20 protein-coding genes are annotated in these 17,505 nt (G+C 66.1%); 9 read left to right on the top strand and 11 right to left on the bottom strand.

Features of this window, described 5'->3' with window-relative positions:
• Nucleotides 1-96 precede the first annotated feature (96 nt).
• Nucleotides 97-1,041 carry a LysR family transcriptional regulator gene (locus A9971_RS14470; protein ID WP_077933811.1) on the top strand — a complete coding sequence of 315 codons (945 nt, stop codon included), beginning with the start codon at nucleotides 97-99 and terminating at the stop codon, nucleotides 1,039-1,041.
• A gap of 180 nt (nucleotides 1,042-1,221) precedes the next feature.
• Here the strand turns inward: A9971_RS14470 and A9971_RS14465 are convergent, their stop codons facing one another.
• Complete coding sequence (locus A9971_RS14465; protein ID WP_161467262.1) at nucleotides 1,222-2,520, bottom strand: Nramp family divalent metal transporter; 1,299 nt, start codon at nucleotides 2,518-2,520, stop codon at nucleotides 1,222-1,224.
• A 178-nt stretch (nucleotides 2,521-2,698) separates the two neighbouring features.
• Between A9971_RS14465 and A9971_RS14460 the strand changes: the two genes are divergently transcribed.
• Nucleotides 2,699-3,154, top strand: a complete 456-nt coding sequence (locus A9971_RS14460; RefSeq protein WP_183000113.1) for a thiol-disulfide oxidoreductase DCC family protein — start codon at nucleotides 2,699-2,701, stop codon at nucleotides 3,152-3,154.
• 18 nt (nucleotides 3,155-3,172) lie between these two features.
• Here A9971_RS14460 and A9971_RS14455 read toward each other — a convergent pair whose 3' ends face one another.
• From A9971_RS14455 to folE, 3 genes are read right to left on the bottom strand one after another with little or no spacing between them, the layout of a single operon-like run.
• The gene (locus A9971_RS14455) at nucleotides 3,173-3,700 is read right to left on the bottom strand and encodes a DUF3833 domain-containing protein (protein WP_011060558.1); all 528 of its coding nucleotides are present in this window, start codon (nucleotides 3,698-3,700) and stop codon (nucleotides 3,173-3,175) included.
• A 24-nt stretch (nucleotides 3,701-3,724) separates the two neighbouring features.
• Nucleotides 3,725-4,252 (bottom strand): chalcone isomerase family protein, encoded by a 528-nt coding sequence (locus A9971_RS14450; RefSeq protein WP_183000112.1) that lies wholly within the window; start codon nucleotides 4,250-4,252, stop codon nucleotides 3,725-3,727.
• On the bottom strand, nucleotides 4,253-4,813 hold the full coding sequence (gene folE, locus A9971_RS14445; RefSeq protein WP_015635048.1) for a GTP cyclohydrolase I FolE: 561 nt from the start codon (nucleotides 4,811-4,813) through the stop codon (nucleotides 4,253-4,255).
• A 421-nt stretch (nucleotides 4,814-5,234) separates the two neighbouring features.
• Here folE and A9971_RS14440 point away from each other — a divergent pair, with 421 nt between their 5' ends.
• Both A9971_RS14440 and A9971_RS14435 read left to right on the top strand, forming a co-directional pair.
• On the top strand, nucleotides 5,235-6,020 hold the full coding sequence (locus A9971_RS14440; protein ID WP_183000111.1) for a hypothetical protein: 786 nt from the start codon (nucleotides 5,235-5,237) through the stop codon (nucleotides 6,018-6,020).
• Nucleotides 6,021-6,174: 154 nt separating this feature from the next.
• Complete coding sequence (locus A9971_RS14435) at nucleotides 6,175-6,753, top strand: hypothetical protein (protein ID WP_011060554.1); 579 nt, start codon at nucleotides 6,175-6,177, stop codon at nucleotides 6,751-6,753.
• Between the two features lie 13 nt (nucleotides 6,754-6,766).
• Here the strand turns inward: A9971_RS14435 and A9971_RS14430 are convergent, their stop codons facing one another.
• From A9971_RS14430 to A9971_RS14410, 5 genes are all read right to left on the bottom strand, one after another.
• Nucleotides 6,767-7,483: an alpha/beta hydrolase gene (locus A9971_RS14430; protein ID WP_053157559.1), complete on the bottom strand. Its 717-nt coding sequence runs from the start codon at nucleotides 7,481-7,483 to the stop codon at nucleotides 6,767-6,769.
• Nucleotides 7,484-7,545: 62 nt separating this feature from the next.
• On the bottom strand, nucleotides 7,546-7,920 hold the full coding sequence (locus A9971_RS14425) for a hypothetical protein (RefSeq protein WP_183000110.1): 375 nt from the start codon (nucleotides 7,918-7,920) through the stop codon (nucleotides 7,546-7,548).
• Between the two features lie 118 nt (nucleotides 7,921-8,038).
• Nucleotides 8,039-9,151 (bottom strand): succinylglutamate desuccinylase/aspartoacylase family protein, encoded by a 1,113-nt coding sequence (locus A9971_RS14420; RefSeq protein WP_183000109.1) that lies wholly within the window; start codon nucleotides 9,149-9,151, stop codon nucleotides 8,039-8,041.
• A gap of 103 nt (nucleotides 9,152-9,254) precedes the next feature.
• Nucleotides 9,255-10,034 (bottom strand): ABC transporter substrate-binding protein, encoded by a 780-nt coding sequence (locus A9971_RS14415; RefSeq protein ID WP_011060550.1) that lies wholly within the window; start codon nucleotides 10,032-10,034, stop codon nucleotides 9,255-9,257.
• 274 nt (nucleotides 10,035-10,308) lie between these two features.
• Entirely contained in the window at nucleotides 10,309-10,743 is a 435-nt protein-coding gene (locus A9971_RS14410) for a rhodanese-like domain-containing protein (RefSeq protein ID WP_011060549.1), read from the bottom strand.
• 103 nt (nucleotides 10,744-10,846) lie between these two features.
• Here A9971_RS14410 and ftrA point away from each other — a divergent pair, with 103 nt between their 5' ends.
• Complete coding sequence (gene ftrA, locus A9971_RS14405; protein ID WP_183000108.1) at nucleotides 10,847-11,833, top strand: transcriptional regulator FtrA; 987 nt, start codon at nucleotides 10,847-10,849, stop codon at nucleotides 11,831-11,833.
• A gap of 135 nt (nucleotides 11,834-11,968) precedes the next feature.
• Here the strand turns inward: ftrA and cobF are convergent, their stop codons facing one another.
• Entirely contained in the window at nucleotides 11,969-12,730 is a 762-nt protein-coding gene (cobF, locus tag A9971_RS14400) for a precorrin-6A synthase (deacetylating) (RefSeq protein ID WP_015635042.1), read from the bottom strand.
• A 191-nt stretch (nucleotides 12,731-12,921) separates the two neighbouring features.
• Nucleotides 12,922-13,497 (bottom strand): histidine phosphatase family protein, encoded by a 576-nt coding sequence (locus A9971_RS14395; RefSeq protein ID WP_183000107.1) that lies wholly within the window; start codon nucleotides 13,495-13,497, stop codon nucleotides 12,922-12,924.
• Nucleotides 13,498-13,851: 354 nt separating this feature from the next.
• Between A9971_RS14395 and A9971_RS14390 the strand changes: the two genes are divergently transcribed.
• Genes A9971_RS14390 through A9971_RS14375 form a run of 4 tightly spaced genes read left to right on the top strand, consistent with a single transcriptional unit; the run spans nucleotide 13,852 to nucleotide 17,441 of the window.
• Nucleotides 13,852-14,706 (top strand): MurR/RpiR family transcriptional regulator, encoded by an 855-nt coding sequence (locus tag A9971_RS14390; RefSeq protein ID WP_011060545.1) that lies wholly within the window; start codon nucleotides 13,852-13,854, stop codon nucleotides 14,704-14,706.
• Between the two features lie 2 nt (nucleotides 14,707-14,708).
• Nucleotides 14,709-15,353, top strand: coding sequence for an isochorismatase family cysteine hydrolase (locus tag A9971_RS14385; RefSeq protein ID WP_011060544.1), 645 nt, complete (start codon nucleotides 14,709-14,711; stop codon nucleotides 15,351-15,353).
• Nucleotides 15,350-16,705, top strand: a complete 1,356-nt coding sequence (locus tag A9971_RS14380; protein WP_183000106.1) for a glutamine synthetase family protein — start codon at nucleotides 15,350-15,352, stop codon at nucleotides 16,703-16,705. Before A9971_RS14385 ends, A9971_RS14380 begins: the two co-directional genes overlap by 4 nt.
• Nucleotides 16,689-17,441, top strand: a complete 753-nt coding sequence (locus tag A9971_RS14375; RefSeq protein ID WP_011060542.1) for an N-formylglutamate amidohydrolase — start codon at nucleotides 16,689-16,691, stop codon at nucleotides 17,439-17,441. The genes A9971_RS14380 and A9971_RS14375 overlap by 17 nt, the downstream gene beginning before the upstream one ends.
• The last annotated feature ends 64 nt before the right edge of the window (nucleotides 17,442-17,505 follow it).

Here is a 17,505-nt window from a genome sequence, read left to right as displayed (position 1 = left end):
TCAAGGAATGGCCGGCATTATCGATTGCGCAAGCTTTGCGATAAATGGGAGCATGCCGACAACACCTTTGCGCAAAACGCACGGCAGGATCGACCCATGCACGGCTTCAACGACCTCGGTTTCAAGGCCCTGCGCCTGTTTATCGCCGTGCTCGACCAGGGCAGTTTTTCTGCCGTGGCGCGCCGCGAAGGGCTGGCGCCCTCGTCCATTTCACGGCAGATCCAACTGATGGAACAGGCCCTGGGCCAGCAGTTGCTCTACCGCCACACCCGCGCCGTCAGCCCCACCGAGGCCGGGCGCCTGCTGGGGCACCACGCGCGGCGGGTGCTGGCGCAGTGGGAGGAAGCCGAACAGGCGTTGCAGGAACAGCAGGACGAACCGGCCGGGCTGGTGCGGATCAACGCCCCGGTGGTCTTTGGCCAGCGCCACCTGTCGCCCTGGCTCGGTGAACTGCACGGGCGCTACCCGAAGCTGCAGCTGGATATCCAGCAGACCGACAGCTACATCGACCCCTTGCAGGACGGCACTGACCTGCTGTTTCGCATCGGCACCCTGGAAGACTCCTCGATGCAGGCGCGCCTGCTGGCCCCGCAGCGCTACCGGGTAGCGGCCAGCCCGGCGTATCTGGCCCGGCACGGCACCCCGCAGCACCCGGAGCAACTGCAGCGGCACCAGTGCCTGGCCTACAAGGGCGAGACCGGCCAGCAGCGCTGGTTCTTCCGCCAGGGCCGGGCAGACTGGACGCCCTACAGCGTCAAGGGCCCGCTGACCGGCAACCACGCCGACACCCTGACCCAGGCCGCCGAACAGGGCCTGGGGCTGGTGATGTTCCCTTCCTGGCTGATTGGCGAAGCCCTGCACCAGGGCCGGCTGGTGGCGCTGTTCGAAGACTTCGACGTGGCCACCAGCCTCGAACCGCAACAGATCGCCGCCCTCTGGCCCGGCAGCCGCCGGCTGTCAGTGAAAGTGCGCACGGTGATCGACTTCTTCGTCGAGAAATTCGGCCCCGAGCCCTACTGGGACCGCCGCCCCGCCCCGTAGGAGCTGGCTTGCCAGCGAAGGCGGCGGCAAGACTTGTGCAGAGTCCAAGGGCCCCTTCGCCGGCAAGCCGGCTCCTACAAGAGCACGCCATTCACTCGCCCCGTAGGAGCTGGCTTGCCAGCGAAGGCGGCAGCAAGGTTTGCGCAGGATCCAAAGGCCCCTTCGCCGGCAAGCCGGCTCCTACAGGGCCATTTGCAGGATCAGCCAGGCATTGGCCGCGCTGATGATGGCGAACAGGCTCCAGGCGAGGATCCGGGTCGGCCAGCGGTTGACGAACTCGCCCATCAGGCGCCGGTCGTTGGTCATGCGGATCAGCGGGTACAGGGCGAACGGCAGTTGCAGGCTGAGCACCACCTGGCTCAGCACCAGCAACTGGCCCACGGCGCCGTCACCCAGCAGCCAGACGCCGATGAACGCCGGGATCAGGGCCAGCCCACGGGTGATCAGGCGCCGCTGCCAGCAGGGAATCCGCAGGTTCAGGTAACCCTCCATGATCACTTGCCCGGCAATGGTCCCGGTGAAGGTCGAGCTCTGCCCCGAAGCCAGCAGCGCCACGCCGAACAGCACGCTGGCCAGGGCCCCGCCCACCAGCGGGTCGAGCAGGTGGTAGGCGTCCTGGATCTCCACCACATCGCTGTGGCCGGTGTTGTGGAAGGCCGCGGCGGCGAGGATCAGGATCGCCGCGTTCACCAGCAGCGCCAGGGCCAGCGAGCCGATGGTGTCGATCCGCGCCAGCTTGATGGCGTCGGCGCGGCTGGCGCGGTCGTTGCCCACCAGCCGGGTTTGCACGACGGAGGTGTGCAGGTAGAGGTTGTGGGGCATGACCGTGGCGCCGAGGATGCCGATGGCCAAGTACAGCGGCGCGGCGTCGCCGATGGCCGAGAGCGAGGGTACAAAGCCCCGGGCCACGTCCGGCCAGTAGGGCTTGATCAGCAGCAGCTCGATGAAGAAGCACACGCCAATGGTCGCCACCAGCGCCAGCATGATCGCCTCCAGCCGGCGGAAGCCGCGGTTCTGCAGGGCCAGCACCAGCAGGGTGTCGAAGGCGGTGATGACGATCCCGGTGCTCAGGGACACCCCCAGCAGCAGGTGGAACGCCAGGGCGCAGCCCAGCACTTCGGCCAGGTCGGTGGCGATGATCGAAACCTCTGCCAGCAGCCACTGGGTGCGCGCCGAACGGGTGCTGTAGCGCTCGCGGCAGAGCTGGGCCAGGTCGCGCCCGGTGGCGATCCCCAGGCGTGAACACAGGCACTGCACCGCCATCCCCGCCAGGCTCGCCAGCAGTACCACGAACAGCAGGTTGTAGCCGTAGCGCGAGCCGGCCTCGATGGCCGTGGCCCAGTTGCCGGGGTCCATGTAGCCGATGGAAATCAGCAGCCCGGGGCCGGCAAAGCGCAGCAGGCGGCGCCACAGGGAAGCGCCGGGGTCGACGGCGACGGAACCCGCCACCTCCGGCGGGCAAAAGGGCGCGGTGGCGATTTTCGGCAAGCTGAATTTCACGGATTTTTCCCAGGCGGATTGGCGCAGGGGCCCAGCTTAGACGTTTCAATGCGGGCACCCAAGCCTGAATTTACCCCGCCAAGGCGAGTATGCTGCGCAGGTTGTGCCCTGCGCCGAACCCTTCGGCAGTGGGTATTTTCTGGCCCAAGGTAGCCCTGTGAACAGCACTGCGACGCCCCCCGAACCTCTGCCCCCTTTCCTGCAACCCGGCGACCGGGTCCTGCTGTTCGATGGCGTGTGCAAGCTGTGCAATGCCTCGGTGCGCTTCGTCATCCGCCACGACAGCCAGCGGCGGATCAAGCTGGCCTCGGTGCAATCGCCCCAGGGCCAGGCGCTGCTGGCCTGGTTCGGCCTGTCCACCGAGCAGTTCGACAGCGTGGTGCTGATCGAGAAAGGCCGGCTGTCCCAGCGCTCCGATGCGTTTATCCGCCTGATGGCGCAACTGCCGGCGCCCTGGCGCTGGCTGCGGCTGTTGCGCGGGGTTCCCCGGCCGCTGCGGGATTGGGTCTACGACCTTATTGCGCGCAATCGCTATCGGTTGTTCGGCCGTCTCGACGTCTGTTTACTGCCAAGCCCGGATCACCAGGGGCGCTTTCTCGACGACCCGTCTTGAGGCCGCGACCCGGCCCGATCAGCCGGGCTGACGCCGGAAGAACAGCGTCACCTGCCCGAGCTCGAAGCCGAACTTGGTCATGTAGGAACGATTGGCCAGAGTGTTTTCGTCCAACAGGTACATCCAGTCATCGAAGTGCACCTGGTAGGTCTTGCCATCCACCGGCAGGTTGAGCACGTAGCGCCAGCGCAGGGCATTGCCGGCGACCTCACCCCGGGCCTCGCCGACCACATCGTCGGCGGTCCCGCGCCACAGCCCGGGCCCCGCGGGGACCAGGGTCCAGACCCGGGTCTGGCGGGTGCCGTCGCTGTAGGTGAAGTCTTCGTGCATGATGAATTTCTCGCCTTCGCTGCGGCTGTCGATCTGCACATGAAAGCGCTTGATCACCTCGCCGGAGCGCTTCTGGAACAGGCCCCAGGCCTCGACACGACCCTTGAAGAACTGCCGCAGTTCCAGCTCGGGCTTCTGGTCACGGTACTGCTTGACGTCGGTGTCGCTGCATGCGACCAGGCCGAGGCACAGCACTAGCAAGTATTGCTTGAGCATGGAATATCTCCTGTGCTGCGCCCGCTATTGGCCCAGCAGTTGTGCGCGCAACTGCGGATTGCGCGTGCGCGGGTCGAGCCAGATGGCGAAAAACGCTCGGGCGAAGGCTTCGTCCTCCACCCTGTACTGCAAGCGCTGGTCGACAAAGAACTGCACCCCGCGCCCGGGCAGGAACACCCCGGTGATGCGCTGGCCCGGTTCGACATCGACGAAGGCGCGCTGCATCTGCGCCTGCCAGTCCTTGAGTTGCGCCGGGCTCACCGCGCTGCCGGACAGGCGCTGGATCTCGTCGAGGCTGGTCTGCACCAGATCGCCGCGGCTGATCGTGCGCCGGTAGGTCAGTTCCAGGGCGAAGGGGCTATCGGCGGTCAATGGCAACGTCGTGCCCCAGAGCCGCGCGGTGTAGACCTTGAAGCCGAACCAGCTGAACTCGCCGCTGCCCAGCAGCCGCGCATTGGGCAACGACTCTTGCCAACCGGCACTGGCCGTAGCGCTGAGCAGCACCAGCAGCCACCACCACCGGGCCCCGCTCACTCGCCGGACACGCTTCATTCAAGGCTGCCTGCGCAACAGCTGAAGAAACTCCTGGCGGGTGCTGGCCGACTCGCGAAAGGCCCCCAGCATTACCGAGGTGTTCATCAGCGAGTTCTGCTTCTCGACCCCGCGCATCATCATGCACATGTGCCGCGCTTCGATGACCACCGCCACCCCGGCCGCCCGGGTCACTTCCTGGATCGCCTCGGCAATCTGCCGCGTGAGGTTCTCCTGGATCTGCAGGCGTCGCGCATACATGTCGACGATCCGCGCCACCTTGGACAGGCCCAGCACTTTGCCGGTGGGGATGTAAGCCACATGAGCCTGACCAATGAACGGCAGCAAATGGTGCTCGCACAGGGAATACAACTCGATGTTCTGGACCATCACCATCTCGTCGCTGGTGGAGCTGAACAACGCACCGTTGACCAGTTCTTCGAGGCTGGTTTCGTAACCATGGCACAGATAACGCAAGGCTTTTGAGGCTCGCTGCGGGGTGTCCCGCAAGCCCTCGCGGGTCGGGTCTTCACCCAACCCCTGCAAAATGCCGTGAAAGTGCTGGGAGAGAGGATCGTGCATGGCGCATGGCTTCCGAAAGGCTGGCGGGGCGGGCAATTCCTTGCACGTGCCAAGGAAAAAAGGCCTCCGAGGTGGTCGACCACCTAACTGACCCAGCCCCGGTTCCACCCGGGCCTGACCTCGGAGCCCAAAAAGCGTGGGGAGCGAGCGCCGCCCCTTGAAAAACTGAGCAGCTATCAGCACATCCCACACCTTAAAAACCTATACGACAATTTAATTTTTGTACAATTTTTATCGGCGGAAAATGCCTTTTAAGCCCAAATACTTGTACAAATATGCCTTTAATCGATTCAATACTTTTTATCTGTACAAGAAAAAACGACCCTGCACTTCCCTCCCGACCACTTCCCTGCCTGCAGATACGCGCCAATCGCTTCGTTGGATGCTAGCGTGGCGCACCGTTCATCTGCCGAGTGCCCCCATGCTGCTGTTGAAACTGCTGACCGTTCCCGGATTTCTGTGGTTGATCTCCCTGGCGAGCAAGCGCTGGGGCCCGAATGTCGCTGGCTGGCTGGCGGGGTTTCCCGTGGTGGTGGGGCCGATCCTGCTGTTCCTGGCCCTGGAGCAGGGCCAGGTGTTCGCCACCCATGCCGCGGTGGCGGCCCTGTCGGCGGTGTTCGCGATGATCGCCTTCAGCGTCGCCTATACCCATGCCGCGCAGCGCTTCTCATGGCCCAGGGCCCTGGCCATTGCGACCCTGGTGTGGGCCTTGCTGGCCACGGTCATCGCCCAGGTGCCGCCATCCCTGGGTTTTTCCAGCCTCTGCGCCGCCAGCGCCCTGCTCCTGGCCCCGCGGCTGTTTCCGCCGGTGGGCGAACTGCCCGCCAGCCCTGGGCCGCGCTCCGACAAACTGCCCTACCGGATGCTCGCCGGGGCCCTGCTGACCCTGGCCGTGACCCTGTTGGCCAGCACCGTCGGCGAACGCTGGAGCGGCATGCTCGCGGTGTTCCCGGTGCTTGGCAGCGTCCTTGCGGTGTTCTCCCATCAGAGTCGTGGCGTGGCCTTCACCACTGTCCTGCTGCGCTCCCTGACCACCGGCCTGTACGCCTTCGCCGCCTTCTGCCTGGCCCTGGCACTGGCCCTGCCCCCGCTGGGCATACTCGCCTTCGCGGTGGCGCTGGCAGCGTCGATGCTGGTCCTGGGGCTGAGCAAGCGGCTGTTGCGAGCCACTGTGCAGGAGCCGGCTGGCCGGCGCAGGGGCTCTTGAGTCTTGCACCGGGCTGGCGGAAGTTTTCGCTGGCCAGCCAGCTCCTACGAGCCTTGGCTGGCCGTCATCGGAGTCGCGCTGAAAAATCCTTGTGGAGCAGGCCGCAACGGCCGTGGGATGATGCGCGCCTTTGATCACTGCCCGGAGATTGCGCATGTCATCTTTCGCTAGAAAAGCCCTGGTCCTGGTGTTCGCCGCCGTGGCGGGCCTGGGCGCGCTGAACGCGGTCGCCGCCAGCAAATCCGCGGCCAGGCAGGCCTCGGGGGAGAAGGTCGCAGTCCTCGACGGCAAGCTCGCCTTCACCCTGCCCAAGGGGTTCAGCGCTTCGGTACTGCCGGCCGGCAGCGAGGCCAATGGCACCGAGGGCGCCAGCGGCACCCTGTATTCCAACGCCACCACCCGTACCGTGGTGATCGCGGCGCAGAACACCATTCCCCATGGGGCCAAGGTCCAGGACAACGACGCCGCCTTTCTCGATGACGCGGTCAGCGGCTTTCTCGCGCAACAGGCCGCGGCGCTGCCGGATTTCAGCAAGCAAAGCGAAAAGAACATGACCCTCAAGGGCCTTGGCGTGCGCCAGATCGACAGCACCGCCACCATGGGCGGCGGCCTGACCCTGAACTCCACCCTGATTGCCGGCTCCGGCACACGCATGGCGGTGATCCAGATAATTTCCCGGGCCACCGACAAGGCCGGCCACACCGCGCTGATGAAGCAGATCCTCGGTCAGTAGACCCCGTGCCGGCTCAGGGGTTGAGCCCCTGCAGCCAGCCCTTGAGGTCGTCGATCTCGGCGTCGCTGATGCTGTGCCCCAGGCCCGGGTAGGCATGGAACTGCGGTTGCAGTGACAACCCCTGCAGCAAGCGCTGGGCATCCACCGCATCGCTGTAGGGCAGGCGCTGGTCAAGGGTGCCATGGCCGATGAAGATGCCCAGGCGCTGCAGGCTCGGGTTGTTCTTCACCTGCGCTGCCAGCACCGGCAGGATCTTCCCGCTCAAGGCGGCGATGCCCCGCACCGACTGCGGATGGCGCAGGCCCACTTCATAGGCCATCACCGCGCCCTGGCTGAACCCCACCAGCACCACCTTGTCCGGCTGGGTCTGGTACTTGGCCAGCGCCGCGCGGACAAACTGGCCGATCAGCTCGGCGCCGCTGGCCAGCTCGCTGGTCACACCATCGTAGGGGCCCTGGCCCTTGCGGTGGAACCACTGGTAGCTGCCCTCCTCCAGGGTCTGCGGTGCCCGCACCGACACATAGGTGTAGCTCGCCGGCAGGCGCTGGCGAAGGCCGAACAGGTCGGCCTCGTTGCTGCCGTAGCCATGCAGGAAAATCACCAGCGGCTGGTTGCGCGGCTCGGCCGGGGCCTGCTCCAGGTACTTGAGCGGCAGGTCATCGTGCAGTGCATCGGCGGCCTGCACCCAAGGCGCGGCCAGCAGCGCCAACAGCGCCAGGTAGCGGATCATGTGTAGCTCCTTGAAGGGGTAAAAACGGGTCGCCAGAGCCTAGCACTGCCAGCCCCGAGCGTTCATCTGCCCAGCCCGCGCCAGGCCAGCGGCAAGCACAGCAGCACCGCCAGCGCAAACCCCACCTGGGACAGGTAGAAGGTCTCCAGCCACTGGCCATGGGCCGCCACGTAGAGGCTGTTGTGCAGCACATCCAGCAGGATGATTGCCAGGGTCAGCAGCAGGCCCCAGCGCGGGCGCACCAACAGCAGCAGCACCGCCAGCGGATCGAACAGCGTCAGGGAGCCCCAGAAGGCCCGGCTGGCCAGGGGCGTGGCGGCGCCGTAGCCATAATCCCAGAGCAGGCCATGCTCGAAGGCGGCGCGCAGGTGATTGAACGTCGCCGCCAGCAGACACAGGGCGAACAGCAGGCGGATGCACAGCGATACTCGGGGCATGGGCACATCTGTCGTAGGAGCCGGCTGGCCGGCGCAGGGCGTGACGCCGGATCAAGGGGTGGGCGCGCTGCAGCTTGCGCTGGCCAGCCAACGCCCGATCGACCCCTGCGGTGGCGGTTCAGTCGTTGATCAGCTTGCCTTCACGAATCGCCTCGCGGCCGGCCACCTTGGCCAGCCAGATGCCCGGCTGGGTGTAGCGCCCACGGTCCAGGGCAAAGAGCACGCCGCTGGTGCCGGCACACACGGTGCTGACGCGATCGCTCAAGGGGTCCACCACTTCGAACAACGCATCGCCACGCTCCACCCACTCTCCGGCATCGCGCAGGAAACTGACCACGCCATGGTGGGGGGCGAACAGGTACTGAGTGCCTTCGAAGGGCATGCCTTCACAGCACTGCTGCGCAGCGGCCGGCCACTCGCCGCTGATCAGCCCCTGTTCGGCGAGAAACCCCAGGATGGCTTCGCAGTTGGCCCGGGCCTGCTGCACCCGGGTGTCGCCCATGCTGCCCAGCTCCAGGGTGGCGGCCAGGTTTGCCGGGGGAATCGCCGCCCGCGGAAAGTCCCGGGCCAGGCGCAGCCAGGGCGCGGAACAGGATTCATCGAAAGAGCTGCCGCCGGAGTCTTCGCACAACAGCGCCACCCCGGCCTTGAGCCGCGCCGCCAGGGATTGCCAGCGGGGCCAGTGCTGGGGCAAGGCATAGAGGTGGATCGCCGCTTCGAAATCGCAATGCAGGTCGAGGGTGATGTCGGCGTCGCAGGCATGGCGCAACAGCAAGCGATGCAGGGCTTGCAGCTGCGAATCAGCCGCTGGCAGCTCATCCAGCACCTGGACCATGGTCCGACGGATCAGGGCGATATTGGCCGTGGCGTCGTCCCCCAGTTGCTTGCCGATCAAGTCGCCCACCGGGCCGCTGAGCTCGACGAAGGCGCGATTGAAATTCTTGCCGCTGCCCAGCTCGAAACGCCCCAGGTGGCTGCCCTGTACCTGCTGGTCGAGGCCGATGGGATTGGCCACCGGCACCAGCTCGACCACTGCCTGCAGGCGCCCCTGGCTCTCCAGCTGCGCCAGGCGCTGCTTGAGCTCCCAGGCAGTGCGCATGCCGGGCAGTTCGTCGGCGTGCAGGCTGGCCTGGATGTACACCTTGCGCGGGCCGCTGCCAAAGCGGAACACACTGAGCTGGCGCTGGGTGCCCAGGTGGCCCCAGGGCAAGGAATGGTCGATGCGTTGCATGGCAACTCCGGAGATCAGAAAAAGGCGTGGCGCAGAATAAAACAGTGGCGCACAAAAAAGGTGGCTGCCGGCCCCCGGCAACCACCTTTTTCAACGCCCGGGCCTACTCGCCGTAGACGTCGAAATCGAAGTACTTGTCCTGCACTTGCTTGTACTTGCCGTTGGCACGGATCTCGGTGATGGCCTTGTTGAATTTCCCGGCCAGTTCCTGATCCCCCTTGCGCACGGCAATGCCGGCACCGCCGCCGAAGTATTTCGGATCGTTGTACTCCGGGCCCACGAAGGCGAAGCCCTTGCCGGCGTCGGTTTTCAGGAAGCCATCGTCGAGGTTCACCGAATCCGCCAGCAGCGCGTCGACGCGGCCGGAGACCATGTCCAGGTTGGCTTCCTGCTGGGAGCCGTAGCGCACCAGGTCGATGCCCGCCGGCACCAGCACTTCGGTGGCGAAGCGGTCATGGGTACTGGCCCGCAACACACCGACCTTCTTGCCCTTGAGCTCGGTCAGCGGGTCCTTGATGCTGGTGCCGGCCTTCATCACGAAGCGCGCCGGGGTGTGGTAGTACTTGATGGTGAAATCGACGTTTTTCTTGCGGTCGTCGGTGATGGTCATGGACGACAGGATGGCGTCGATCTTCTTCACCTTCAGCGCCGGGATCAGGCCGTCGAACTCCTGCTCGACCCAGGTGCACTTGGCCTGCATCTGCTCGCACAGGGCGTTGCCCAGGTCGACATCGAAACCGGTGAGCTTGCCGTCGGGGGTCTTCATCGAGAACGGCGGGTAGCCGGCTTCGATACCGATACGGATCGGCTTGGCCTCGTCGGCCGAAGCGGTAAAGGAAAACAGCGACAGTGCCAGGGCACCGAACAGCGCAAACTTGTTCATTTATAACTCCAGGAGACGGAGGCTTTTATTGGCTGGTTTCGATTGGGGGGCAAATCGAAGTGGCCAGCAGTCTAGAGCGGCTCCCGGGATGCAAATTGTGTTTATGCGACAAATACTTATAAAAAATATGCGCCCGCGATCCTCTACCTCCTCCCTCGCCCCGGCATGATGCGTTTGTCCCTGAAAATCCCGACGTTCGCCTCAGAACGGGCCATTTTTACCGACACATCCCCGCTAGCCGCAGCCCAAGGCCGCTACCAGCGGAGTCAGCCCTTCAGCAGGCGCAGGACAGATCCGCTCCCTCGCGGCGCGGTTGCCCGGTGCTGAGCTGGAAGCCCTCATCGAGCCAGCCGGTGACACCGCCGATCATCTCCTTGACCGAGTATTCCAGGGCCGCCAGCTTGACCGCCGCCTTGTTCGCGCCATTACAGTGAGGGCCGGCGCAATACACCACGAACAGGGTGTCGCGAGGATAACCGGCCAGGTGTTCGGCGGTGAGCAAGCGCCCGGGCAGATTGATCGCCCCGGGGACATGGCCACGGGCAAAGGCTTCGGGGCCACGCACATCCACCAGGACAAAATCCACTTCACCGGCCTCCTGGCTGCTGTGGACGTCGGAACAGTCGGTTTCAAAGGTCAGGCGGTTGCAAAAATGCATCAGGGCAATGGCCGAAGGGGCGGCGGCAGTGCTGCGGACCAGGCTGGTCATGGGCGTCTCCAGAAGCTTGCGATTAGGGTGGGAAGGACTTTATAGGCCCTGCCCCACCACGCTAAAGTGGCGACCCGGACACTGACTGGTAACTTTCCGCCAAATGCACAATCCTCCCGGTTTGGTCGCGATCCTGGCCTACGACGGCCTTTGCACCTTCGAGTTCGGCATTGCCGTGGAGATCTTCGGCCTGGCCCGGCCGGAGTTCGATTTCCCCTGGTACCGGCAAACCATCGCCGCCGTGGACCCCGGCCCGATGCGTGCCCTGGGCGGGATCCAGGTGCTGGCCGACGGGGGCCTGGAGCTGCTGGAGCAGGCGCGGACCATCATCATTCCCGGCTGGCGCAGCCGCGAGCAGGCGCCGCCGCCGAAGTTGCTGGAAGCGCTGCGCCAGGCCCACCAACGCGGTGCGCGGCTGCTGTCGATCTGCTCCGGGGTGTTCGTTCTGGCGGCGACCGGGCTGCTGGATGGTTGTAGCGCCACCACTCACTGGCGCTACGCCCGCGAGCTGGCCGAGGGTTTCCCGAATATCCGGGTGGACCCGGATGTGCTCTATGTCGATGCCGGGCAACTGATCACTTCCGCCGGCAGCGCCGCCGGTATCGATGCCTGCCTGCACCTGGTGGCCCGGGACTTCGGCACCCAGGTGGCCAACAGCGTGGCCCGGCGCCTGGTGATGTCGCCGCAACGCACCGGCGGCCAGGCGCAGTTCATTCCGGCCCCGGTCAGCCGTACCCCGCGCAGCGACCTGTCGCGGGTCATGCAATGGGCTCGGGAACGCCTGCATGAACCGCTGAGCGTGAGCGAACTGGCGGCCCGGGCGCTGATGAGCGAACGCACCTTCCTGCGGCGTTTCCACGACGCCACTGGCGCCTCGCCCAAGGCCTGGCTGCAGCATGAACGGCTGGCCCGGGCCAGGGAACTGCTGGAAAGCGGCAGCGAGAGTACCGAAAGCATTGCCCTGCGCTGCGGTTATCGCTCGGTGGAGAGCTTTCGCGTGGCTTTTCGCGGCCTGGTGGGCGTACCGCCGTCGGTGTACCGCGAACGCTTCGGCCGCGGCCTGGAAAGCACCACACCACCGCGCCCGTAGGAGCCGGCTTGCCGGCGAAGGGGACGACGCTGAGGCGGCGGCGTCCATCCCGACGCTTTCGCGGGCAAGCCCGCTCCTACAGAAGATTAATGCAGGAAGGGGATGTAGAGGGGGCGACGCTGGTCCGGCGGGGCGTCAGTCCTGGGGTTTGCGCAGCAGGTAGGTGTCCATGATCCAGCCATGGGTCTGGCGGGCCTGCAGGCGCACACGGCGGATTTCGTCGGCCACCTGGTCCAAGGGGCCGCTGATGAGGATTTCATCCGCGGTGCCCAGGTAGGCCCCCCAGTAGATGTCCAGGCCCTGGTTGCGCAGGTGGCGGTAGGAATCCTCGGCGTCGAGCATCACCACCAGGCTGTCGGCGGAGCCGGCCTGCCCCGCTGCCAGGCGGCGTCCGGTGGTGATTTCCACGGAGCGGCCAATGCGGTTCAGCGGCACTTTGTGCCGGGCCGTCAGGGCCTGGACACTGGTGACGCCGGGGATCACTTCGTACTCGAACGACGCCGTACCGCTGGCCAGGATCTGCTGCAGGATGCGCAGGGTGCTGTCGTACAGCGCCGGATCGCCCCAGGCCAGAAAAGCGCCGGTTTCACCGTCCGCCAGTTCCTGGTTGATCAGCCGCTCGAAGACCTGCTGCTTGTCGCGGTTCAGGGTCTGCACACTGGCCTGGTAGTCCACGTCGCCGCGCTCGCGCTCGGGGTTCTGCGCCTCGACGTAACGAAAGGGCCGCTCGGTGAGGTAGCGCTCGCACAGCTCGCGCCGCAGGTCGATCAGGGAATCCTTGCTCGGCCCCTTGTCCATGAGGAACACCACGTCGCTGCGGTTCAGCGCCTTGATCGCCTGGATCGTGATGTAGTCGGGGTTGCCGGCGCCGATGCCGATCACCAGGAGGGTTTTCATGGGCTTGCTCTCGCTGTTTTGCCAGCGAGCCAGTATGCGGCGCTTTGGCCTGATGAGAAATGCTTCTGTAGCCCCCTGGGGCGGCGGGCATCGGCGCGGCGAAGGGTAGCCTGGGGCCGTTGCATGTCCGGCTGGAGATGGCCAGGCAAGGCCCCCGGGGCCTTTGCGCAGCCTCGCGGGCTCGGCAGCGGCTACCGGGATGGCGTCGGGGGGCCGGGCAGGCGCAGGCGCCAGCGGCCGGCGTGGCTCAGGTCGAGCCGGGACAGGGGCTCGATGTCGATCTGGTTGAAGCTGGCCAGCGGCGCCTGCAGCACCTGCACCAGCACGGCGCGGATGACGAACGGATGGGTCACCGCCAGCCAGTGGCCCGGGCGCTGCGCCATGACCTCCAGCCATTGCGCCACGCGCTGGCACAACTGGGCCAGGGATTCGCCTCCCGGTGGCGCCAGCTGCGGGTCCTTGAGCCAGGCCTGCAGCGCCTCGGGTTCACGCTCTTGCAGTTCATCGATGCGCAGCCCCTGCCAGGCGCCGAAATCACAGTCGCGCAAGGCGTCCTGCACCTCATGCTCGGCGCTGAACAGCTGGGCGCTCTGGCGGGTGCGCAACTCGGGCCCGCACAGCACCCGGACGCTGCGCTTGAAATCACCGGCGCGGCTCAGGGCCTGGGCTTGCCAGTCCAGCTCCAGGGGTTCGTCCCGGGGAAAACGCGCCAGCTTCTGGGCGGCGGTGCGGGCATGGCAGATCAGGGTCAGACGGGTGGCCTGCACGGTGTTTACTCTGGCGTTATCGATTGGCAAACCTACACGGGCCGGGCAGATGCAACATCTTTGCTGCAACCGCCTCCAAGGTTCATTGCAAAACAGCACGCCGGTGCCTGTCCGGTGCGGTCGCGCCACTGTATTCGGCCTGCTCGGCGTAAGCCAGACCCTGTTGCGATCGCTCCCCTACGTCCCGCACCGTGGCTTCCCGCCCCGCCAACAACAGATTCCCACCTGAAACCGCCCCATTTCAGGGCAATTTGATATCAGAGGAAAATTCACTAGACATGTAGCGTCTATTACATAAATATCCATTTCGCCATTTTATGAAATAAAAACGACATCACTTTCCAAGGCACCCCGATGCCCTCTCTCAGAGACCTGATCACCGACCCCGCCCTCGACCTCACGCCCTCCGAGCGCAAGGTCGTGCGGGCCCTGCTCGATCACTACCCGCGCAATGGGCTGGGGCCGATGTCACGCCTGGCGGAACACGCCGGGGTCAGCGATCCGACCATCGTGCGCCTGGTGAAGAAGCTCGGTTTCAGCGGCTACGGCGAATTCCAGGAAGCCCTGCTCAGTGACATGGATGACCGCCTGCGCTCCCCCAGCACCCTGCTGCGCCCGCGTTCGCAAGTGGCCCAGGGCGATACCTGGGGCCGCTACCTGGCCGACAGCCAGCGCGTACTGCAGGACACCCAGGCCCTGACCCAGCCCGAAGACATCCGCGTGCTCATGGACTGGCTGCTGGACAGCCGGCATTCGGTGTACTGCTTCGGCGGCCGCTTCAGCAGCTTCCTCGCCCTCTACCTGTTCAACCACCTGCGGCTGATGCGCCCGGGCTGTTTCTTCCTTGACGACAACGCCCAACTGCCGGACCGCCTGTTCGATGTCCAGCGCCAGGACCTGGTGCTGCTGTTCGACTACCGCCGCTACCAGTCCCAGGCCATGCGCGTGGCCAGTGCGGTCAAGGCACGCAACGCCCGGGTGGTGCTGTTCACCGATATCTATGCCTCGCCGCTGCGGGAGCTGGCGGACCTGGTCATCAGTGCACCGGTGGAATCCTTGTCGCCATTCGACACCCTGGTGCCGGCGCTGGCCCAGGTCGAGGCGCTGGTCGCCTGCCTGACCCCGCGCAGCCCTCATCTTGATCAACGCCTGGAGGGCATCGATGCCCTGCGGGCGGAATTTGCTACCCATGTGCTGGAGGAAAAATAAGGATGTTCAGCCTGCCCCACCGTTCGCCCCGGGACCTGCCCTTCGTCGTCGACCACACCGCCCTGCTGCTGGTGGACATGCAGCGGGCGTGGCTTGAACCGCAGTTCGACCCGCACCTGCAAGGGCCCGAGGGCGAGGCCTTTCTCAAGCGCGCACGAGAGCGAGTGATCCCCAACCAGCAACGGCTGCTGGCGGCGGTGCGCGAGGCGCGGCAGAACGTGCTGCACACCATTATCGAAAGCCTGACCGCCGATGGCCGTGACCGCTCCCTGGACCACAAGCTGTCGGACATGCACCTGCCCAAGGGCAGCCCCCAGGCGGCGATCATTGCCGAGCTCGAACCGGTGGAAAACGAGATCGTGCTGCCCAAGACCTCCTCCGGGGTGTTCAACTCCACCAACATCGACTACGTGCTGCGCAACCTGGAAACCCGCCACCTGATCATCGCCGGGATCGTCACCGACCAGTGCGTGGACATGGCCGTGCGCGACGCCGCCGACCGCGGCTACCTGGTGACCCTGGTGGAAGATGCCTGCGCCACCTACGGCGATACCCGGCACCAGGCCTGCCTCAACGCAATCAAGGGCTACTGCTGGATCACCGACACCGACACCGTGCTCGGCCGCCTGCGGGAGATCCGCGGATGAGCCGGGGCCAGGGCATCGAGGCCCTGACCCCGGTGGCCATGACCAGCATCGTCACCACCGACCTGATCGGCGTCACCCGTGGCCGCTCCTTTCCCAGCGATGAGCTGGAGCGCTACAAGGTCGGCGGCTGCGGCTGGGTGCCGGCCAACAGCGCGCTGACGCCCCAGGACCTGATCGCCGAGGACAACCCCTGGGGCGCCTATGGCGACCTGCGGCTGATCCCCGACCTGGACAGCCGGGTCAGTGTCGGCGCCGGGCCGGATGCCAGCGCGGCGCCGCTGGATTTCATCCACGCCGACATCTGCGAGACCGACGGCAAGCCCTGGGCGGCCTGCCCGCGCACCCTGCTGCGCAATGAAATCGAGCGCTACCGCGAGCTGGGCATCCAGATCACCGCGGCCTTCGAGCATGAATTCAACCTCGACACCGGCACCGGCCAGCGCGAACACCTGGCCTTCTCCCTGGAAGCCCAGCGCCAGGGCGCGGCCTTCGGTGGCTGGCTGCTGGCGGCGTTGCGGGCCGCCGGCGCCGAACCGGAAATGTTCCTCCCCGAATACGGCAAGCAGCAGTACGAGATCACCTGCCGGCCGACCCAGGGCCTGGCCGCTGCCGACCGGGCGGTGAACGTGCGCGAGATCACCCGGGAAATCGCCCGGCAACTGGGGCACCGGGTCAGCTTCGCGCCCAAGACTGCCGACGACGCGGTGTGCAACGGGGTGCACCTGCACCTGAGCCTGCAAAACCTGGACGGCGAGCCACTGCTCTACGACCCCCACGCGGTGAGTGGCGACGACCTGTCGAGCCTGGGCCAGCACTGGGCCGCCGGGGTGCTCAGGCACCTGCCGGCGCTGTGCGCCTTCACCGCGCCGACGCCGATTTCCTACCAGCGCCTGCAGCCCCATCACTGGAGCGCCTCCTACGCCTGCCTGGGCCTGCGCAACCGCGAAGCCTCGCTGCGCATCTGCCCGACCCTGAGCCTGGGCGGCAAGCCGGTGGCGCCCCAGTACAACCTGGAGTTCCGCGCCCTGGATGCCACCGCCTCGCCGCACCTGGCCATGGCGGTCATCCTGATGGCCGGGCGCCTGGGCCTCGAACAGCAACGGGTGCTCAATGCGGTGACCGACAAGGCCCCCTCGGACCTGAGCGCCGAGCAACGCCTGGCCAGTGGCATCGTGCCGCTGCCGGGCTCCCTGCCCCAGGCCCTGGAATGCCTGCGCGGCAACACTGAACTGCTGCAGTTCCTGCCCCAGGACCTGCTGGCCACCTACTTCGCCGTCAAACAAAAGGAAGTGTCCCTGACCGAGCACCTGACCGCTGCCCAACTCTGTGAGCACTATGGACACCTGTACTAAATCCGCCGAGCTGGGGTTCTACACCGAGCCGGCCTACCGCCTGATCCGTGAAGACTCCGAGCACCCGCTGATTCTGGTGTGCGAACACGCCAGCCACTACATTCCACCGGCCCTGCACGACCTGGGCCTGGACCCGCTGGCGGCCCGCGAACACATCGCCTGGGACCCGGGCGCCCTGGAACTGGCCCAAAGCCTGTCCCAGGCCCTGGGCGCGACCCTGATCGCGGCCAATTACTCGCGCCTGCTGATCGACCTCAACCGGCCGCGCCACGCCCCCGACAGCATCCCGCTGCAAAGCGAGATCTATCAGGTGCCGGGCAACCAGCAGCTGGACGAGGCCACTCGCGAGTACCGCCGCCAGCAGCTGTTCACGCCGTTTCACCAGCGCCTGCAAAGGATCATCGACCGGCGCCTGGCCCAGGGCCGTGAAGTGCGGGTGGTGGGGATCCACAGCTTCACCCCGGTCTACTACGGGCAGCCGCGCGCGCTGGAAATCGGCGTGCTGTATGGCAGCGCCACCGACTACGCGGCGCGGATCCTCGAAGGGCTGTGGAGGCTGCCGATCAAGGTGGCGGGCAACCAGCCCTACGAGATCGATCCGTTGAGCGACATGACCGTGCCGGTGCACGGCGACGCCCGTGGCCTGGCGTCGGTATTGATCGAGGTGCGCAACGATCTGCTGCGTACCCCTGAAGCGGTGCAGCACTGGAGCGATACACTGGCGCCGCTGCTGTAGCCGCGGCGAGAGGAAGGTTTCACCGGCGCGCCCCGAAGGACTCACCCGGCGCGCCAAAACGCTG

This window comes from Pseudomonas sp. UME65 (assembly GCF_014170225.1).
Taxonomy (GTDB): Bacteria; Pseudomonadota; Gammaproteobacteria; order Pseudomonadales; family Pseudomonadaceae; genus Aquipseudomonas; species Aquipseudomonas protegens.
The sequence above is the reverse complement of the archived record's forward strand: the minus strand, read 5'-3'. Positions and strand labels throughout refer to the sequence as shown.

Excerpts from the sequence above, each read along its gene's own strand:
- A9971_RS14470 (WP_077933811.1), top strand. The coding sequence starts at position 97 with ATGCACGGCTTCAACGACCTCGGTTTCAAGGCCCTGCGCCTGTTTATC.
- A9971_RS14455 (WP_011060558.1), bottom strand. The coding sequence starts at position 3,700 with ATGCTCAAGCAATACTTGCTAGTGCTGTGCCTCGGCCTGGTCGCATGC.
- A9971_RS14450 (WP_183000112.1), bottom strand. The coding sequence starts at position 4,252 with ATGAAGCGTGTCCGGCGAGTGAGCGGGGCCCGGTGGTGGTGGCTGCTG.
- folE (WP_015635048.1), bottom strand. The coding sequence starts at position 4,813 with ATGCACGATCCTCTCTCCCAGCACTTTCACGGCATTTTGCAGGGGTTG.
- A9971_RS14440 (WP_183000111.1), top strand. The coding sequence starts at position 5,235 with ATGCTGCTGTTGAAACTGCTGACCGTTCCCGGATTTCTGTGGTTGATC.
- A9971_RS14435 (WP_011060554.1), top strand. The coding sequence starts at position 6,175 with ATGTCATCTTTCGCTAGAAAAGCCCTGGTCCTGGTGTTCGCCGCCGTG.
- A9971_RS14430 (WP_053157559.1), bottom strand. The coding sequence starts at position 7,483 with ATGATCCGCTACCTGGCGCTGTTGGCGCTGCTGGCCGCGCCTTGGGTG.
- A9971_RS14425 (WP_183000110.1), bottom strand. The coding sequence starts at position 7,920 with ATGCCCCGAGTATCGCTGTGCATCCGCCTGCTGTTCGCCCTGTGTCTG.
- A9971_RS14420 (WP_183000109.1), bottom strand. The coding sequence starts at position 9,151 with ATGCAACGCATCGACCATTCCTTGCCCTGGGGCCACCTGGGCACCCAG.
- A9971_RS14415 (WP_011060550.1), bottom strand. The coding sequence starts at position 10,034 with ATGAACAAGTTTGCGCTGTTCGGTGCCCTGGCACTGTCGCTGTTTTCC.
- A9971_RS14410 (WP_011060549.1), bottom strand. The coding sequence starts at position 10,743 with ATGACCAGCCTGGTCCGCAGCACTGCCGCCGCCCCTTCGGCCATTGCC.
- ftrA (WP_183000108.1), top strand. The coding sequence starts at position 10,847 with ATGCACAATCCTCCCGGTTTGGTCGCGATCCTGGCCTACGACGGCCTT.
- cobF (WP_015635042.1), bottom strand. The coding sequence starts at position 12,730 with ATGAAAACCCTCCTGGTGATCGGCATCGGCGCCGGCAACCCCGACTAC.
- A9971_RS14390 (WP_011060545.1), top strand. The coding sequence starts at position 13,852 with ATGCCCTCTCTCAGAGACCTGATCACCGACCCCGCCCTCGACCTCACG.
- A9971_RS14385 (WP_011060544.1), top strand. The coding sequence starts at position 14,709 with ATGTTCAGCCTGCCCCACCGTTCGCCCCGGGACCTGCCCTTCGTCGTC.
- A9971_RS14380 (WP_183000106.1), top strand. The coding sequence starts at position 15,350 with ATGAGCCGGGGCCAGGGCATCGAGGCCCTGACCCCGGTGGCCATGACC.
- A9971_RS14375 (WP_011060542.1), top strand. The coding sequence starts at position 16,689 with ATGGACACCTGTACTAAATCCGCCGAGCTGGGGTTCTACACCGAGCCG.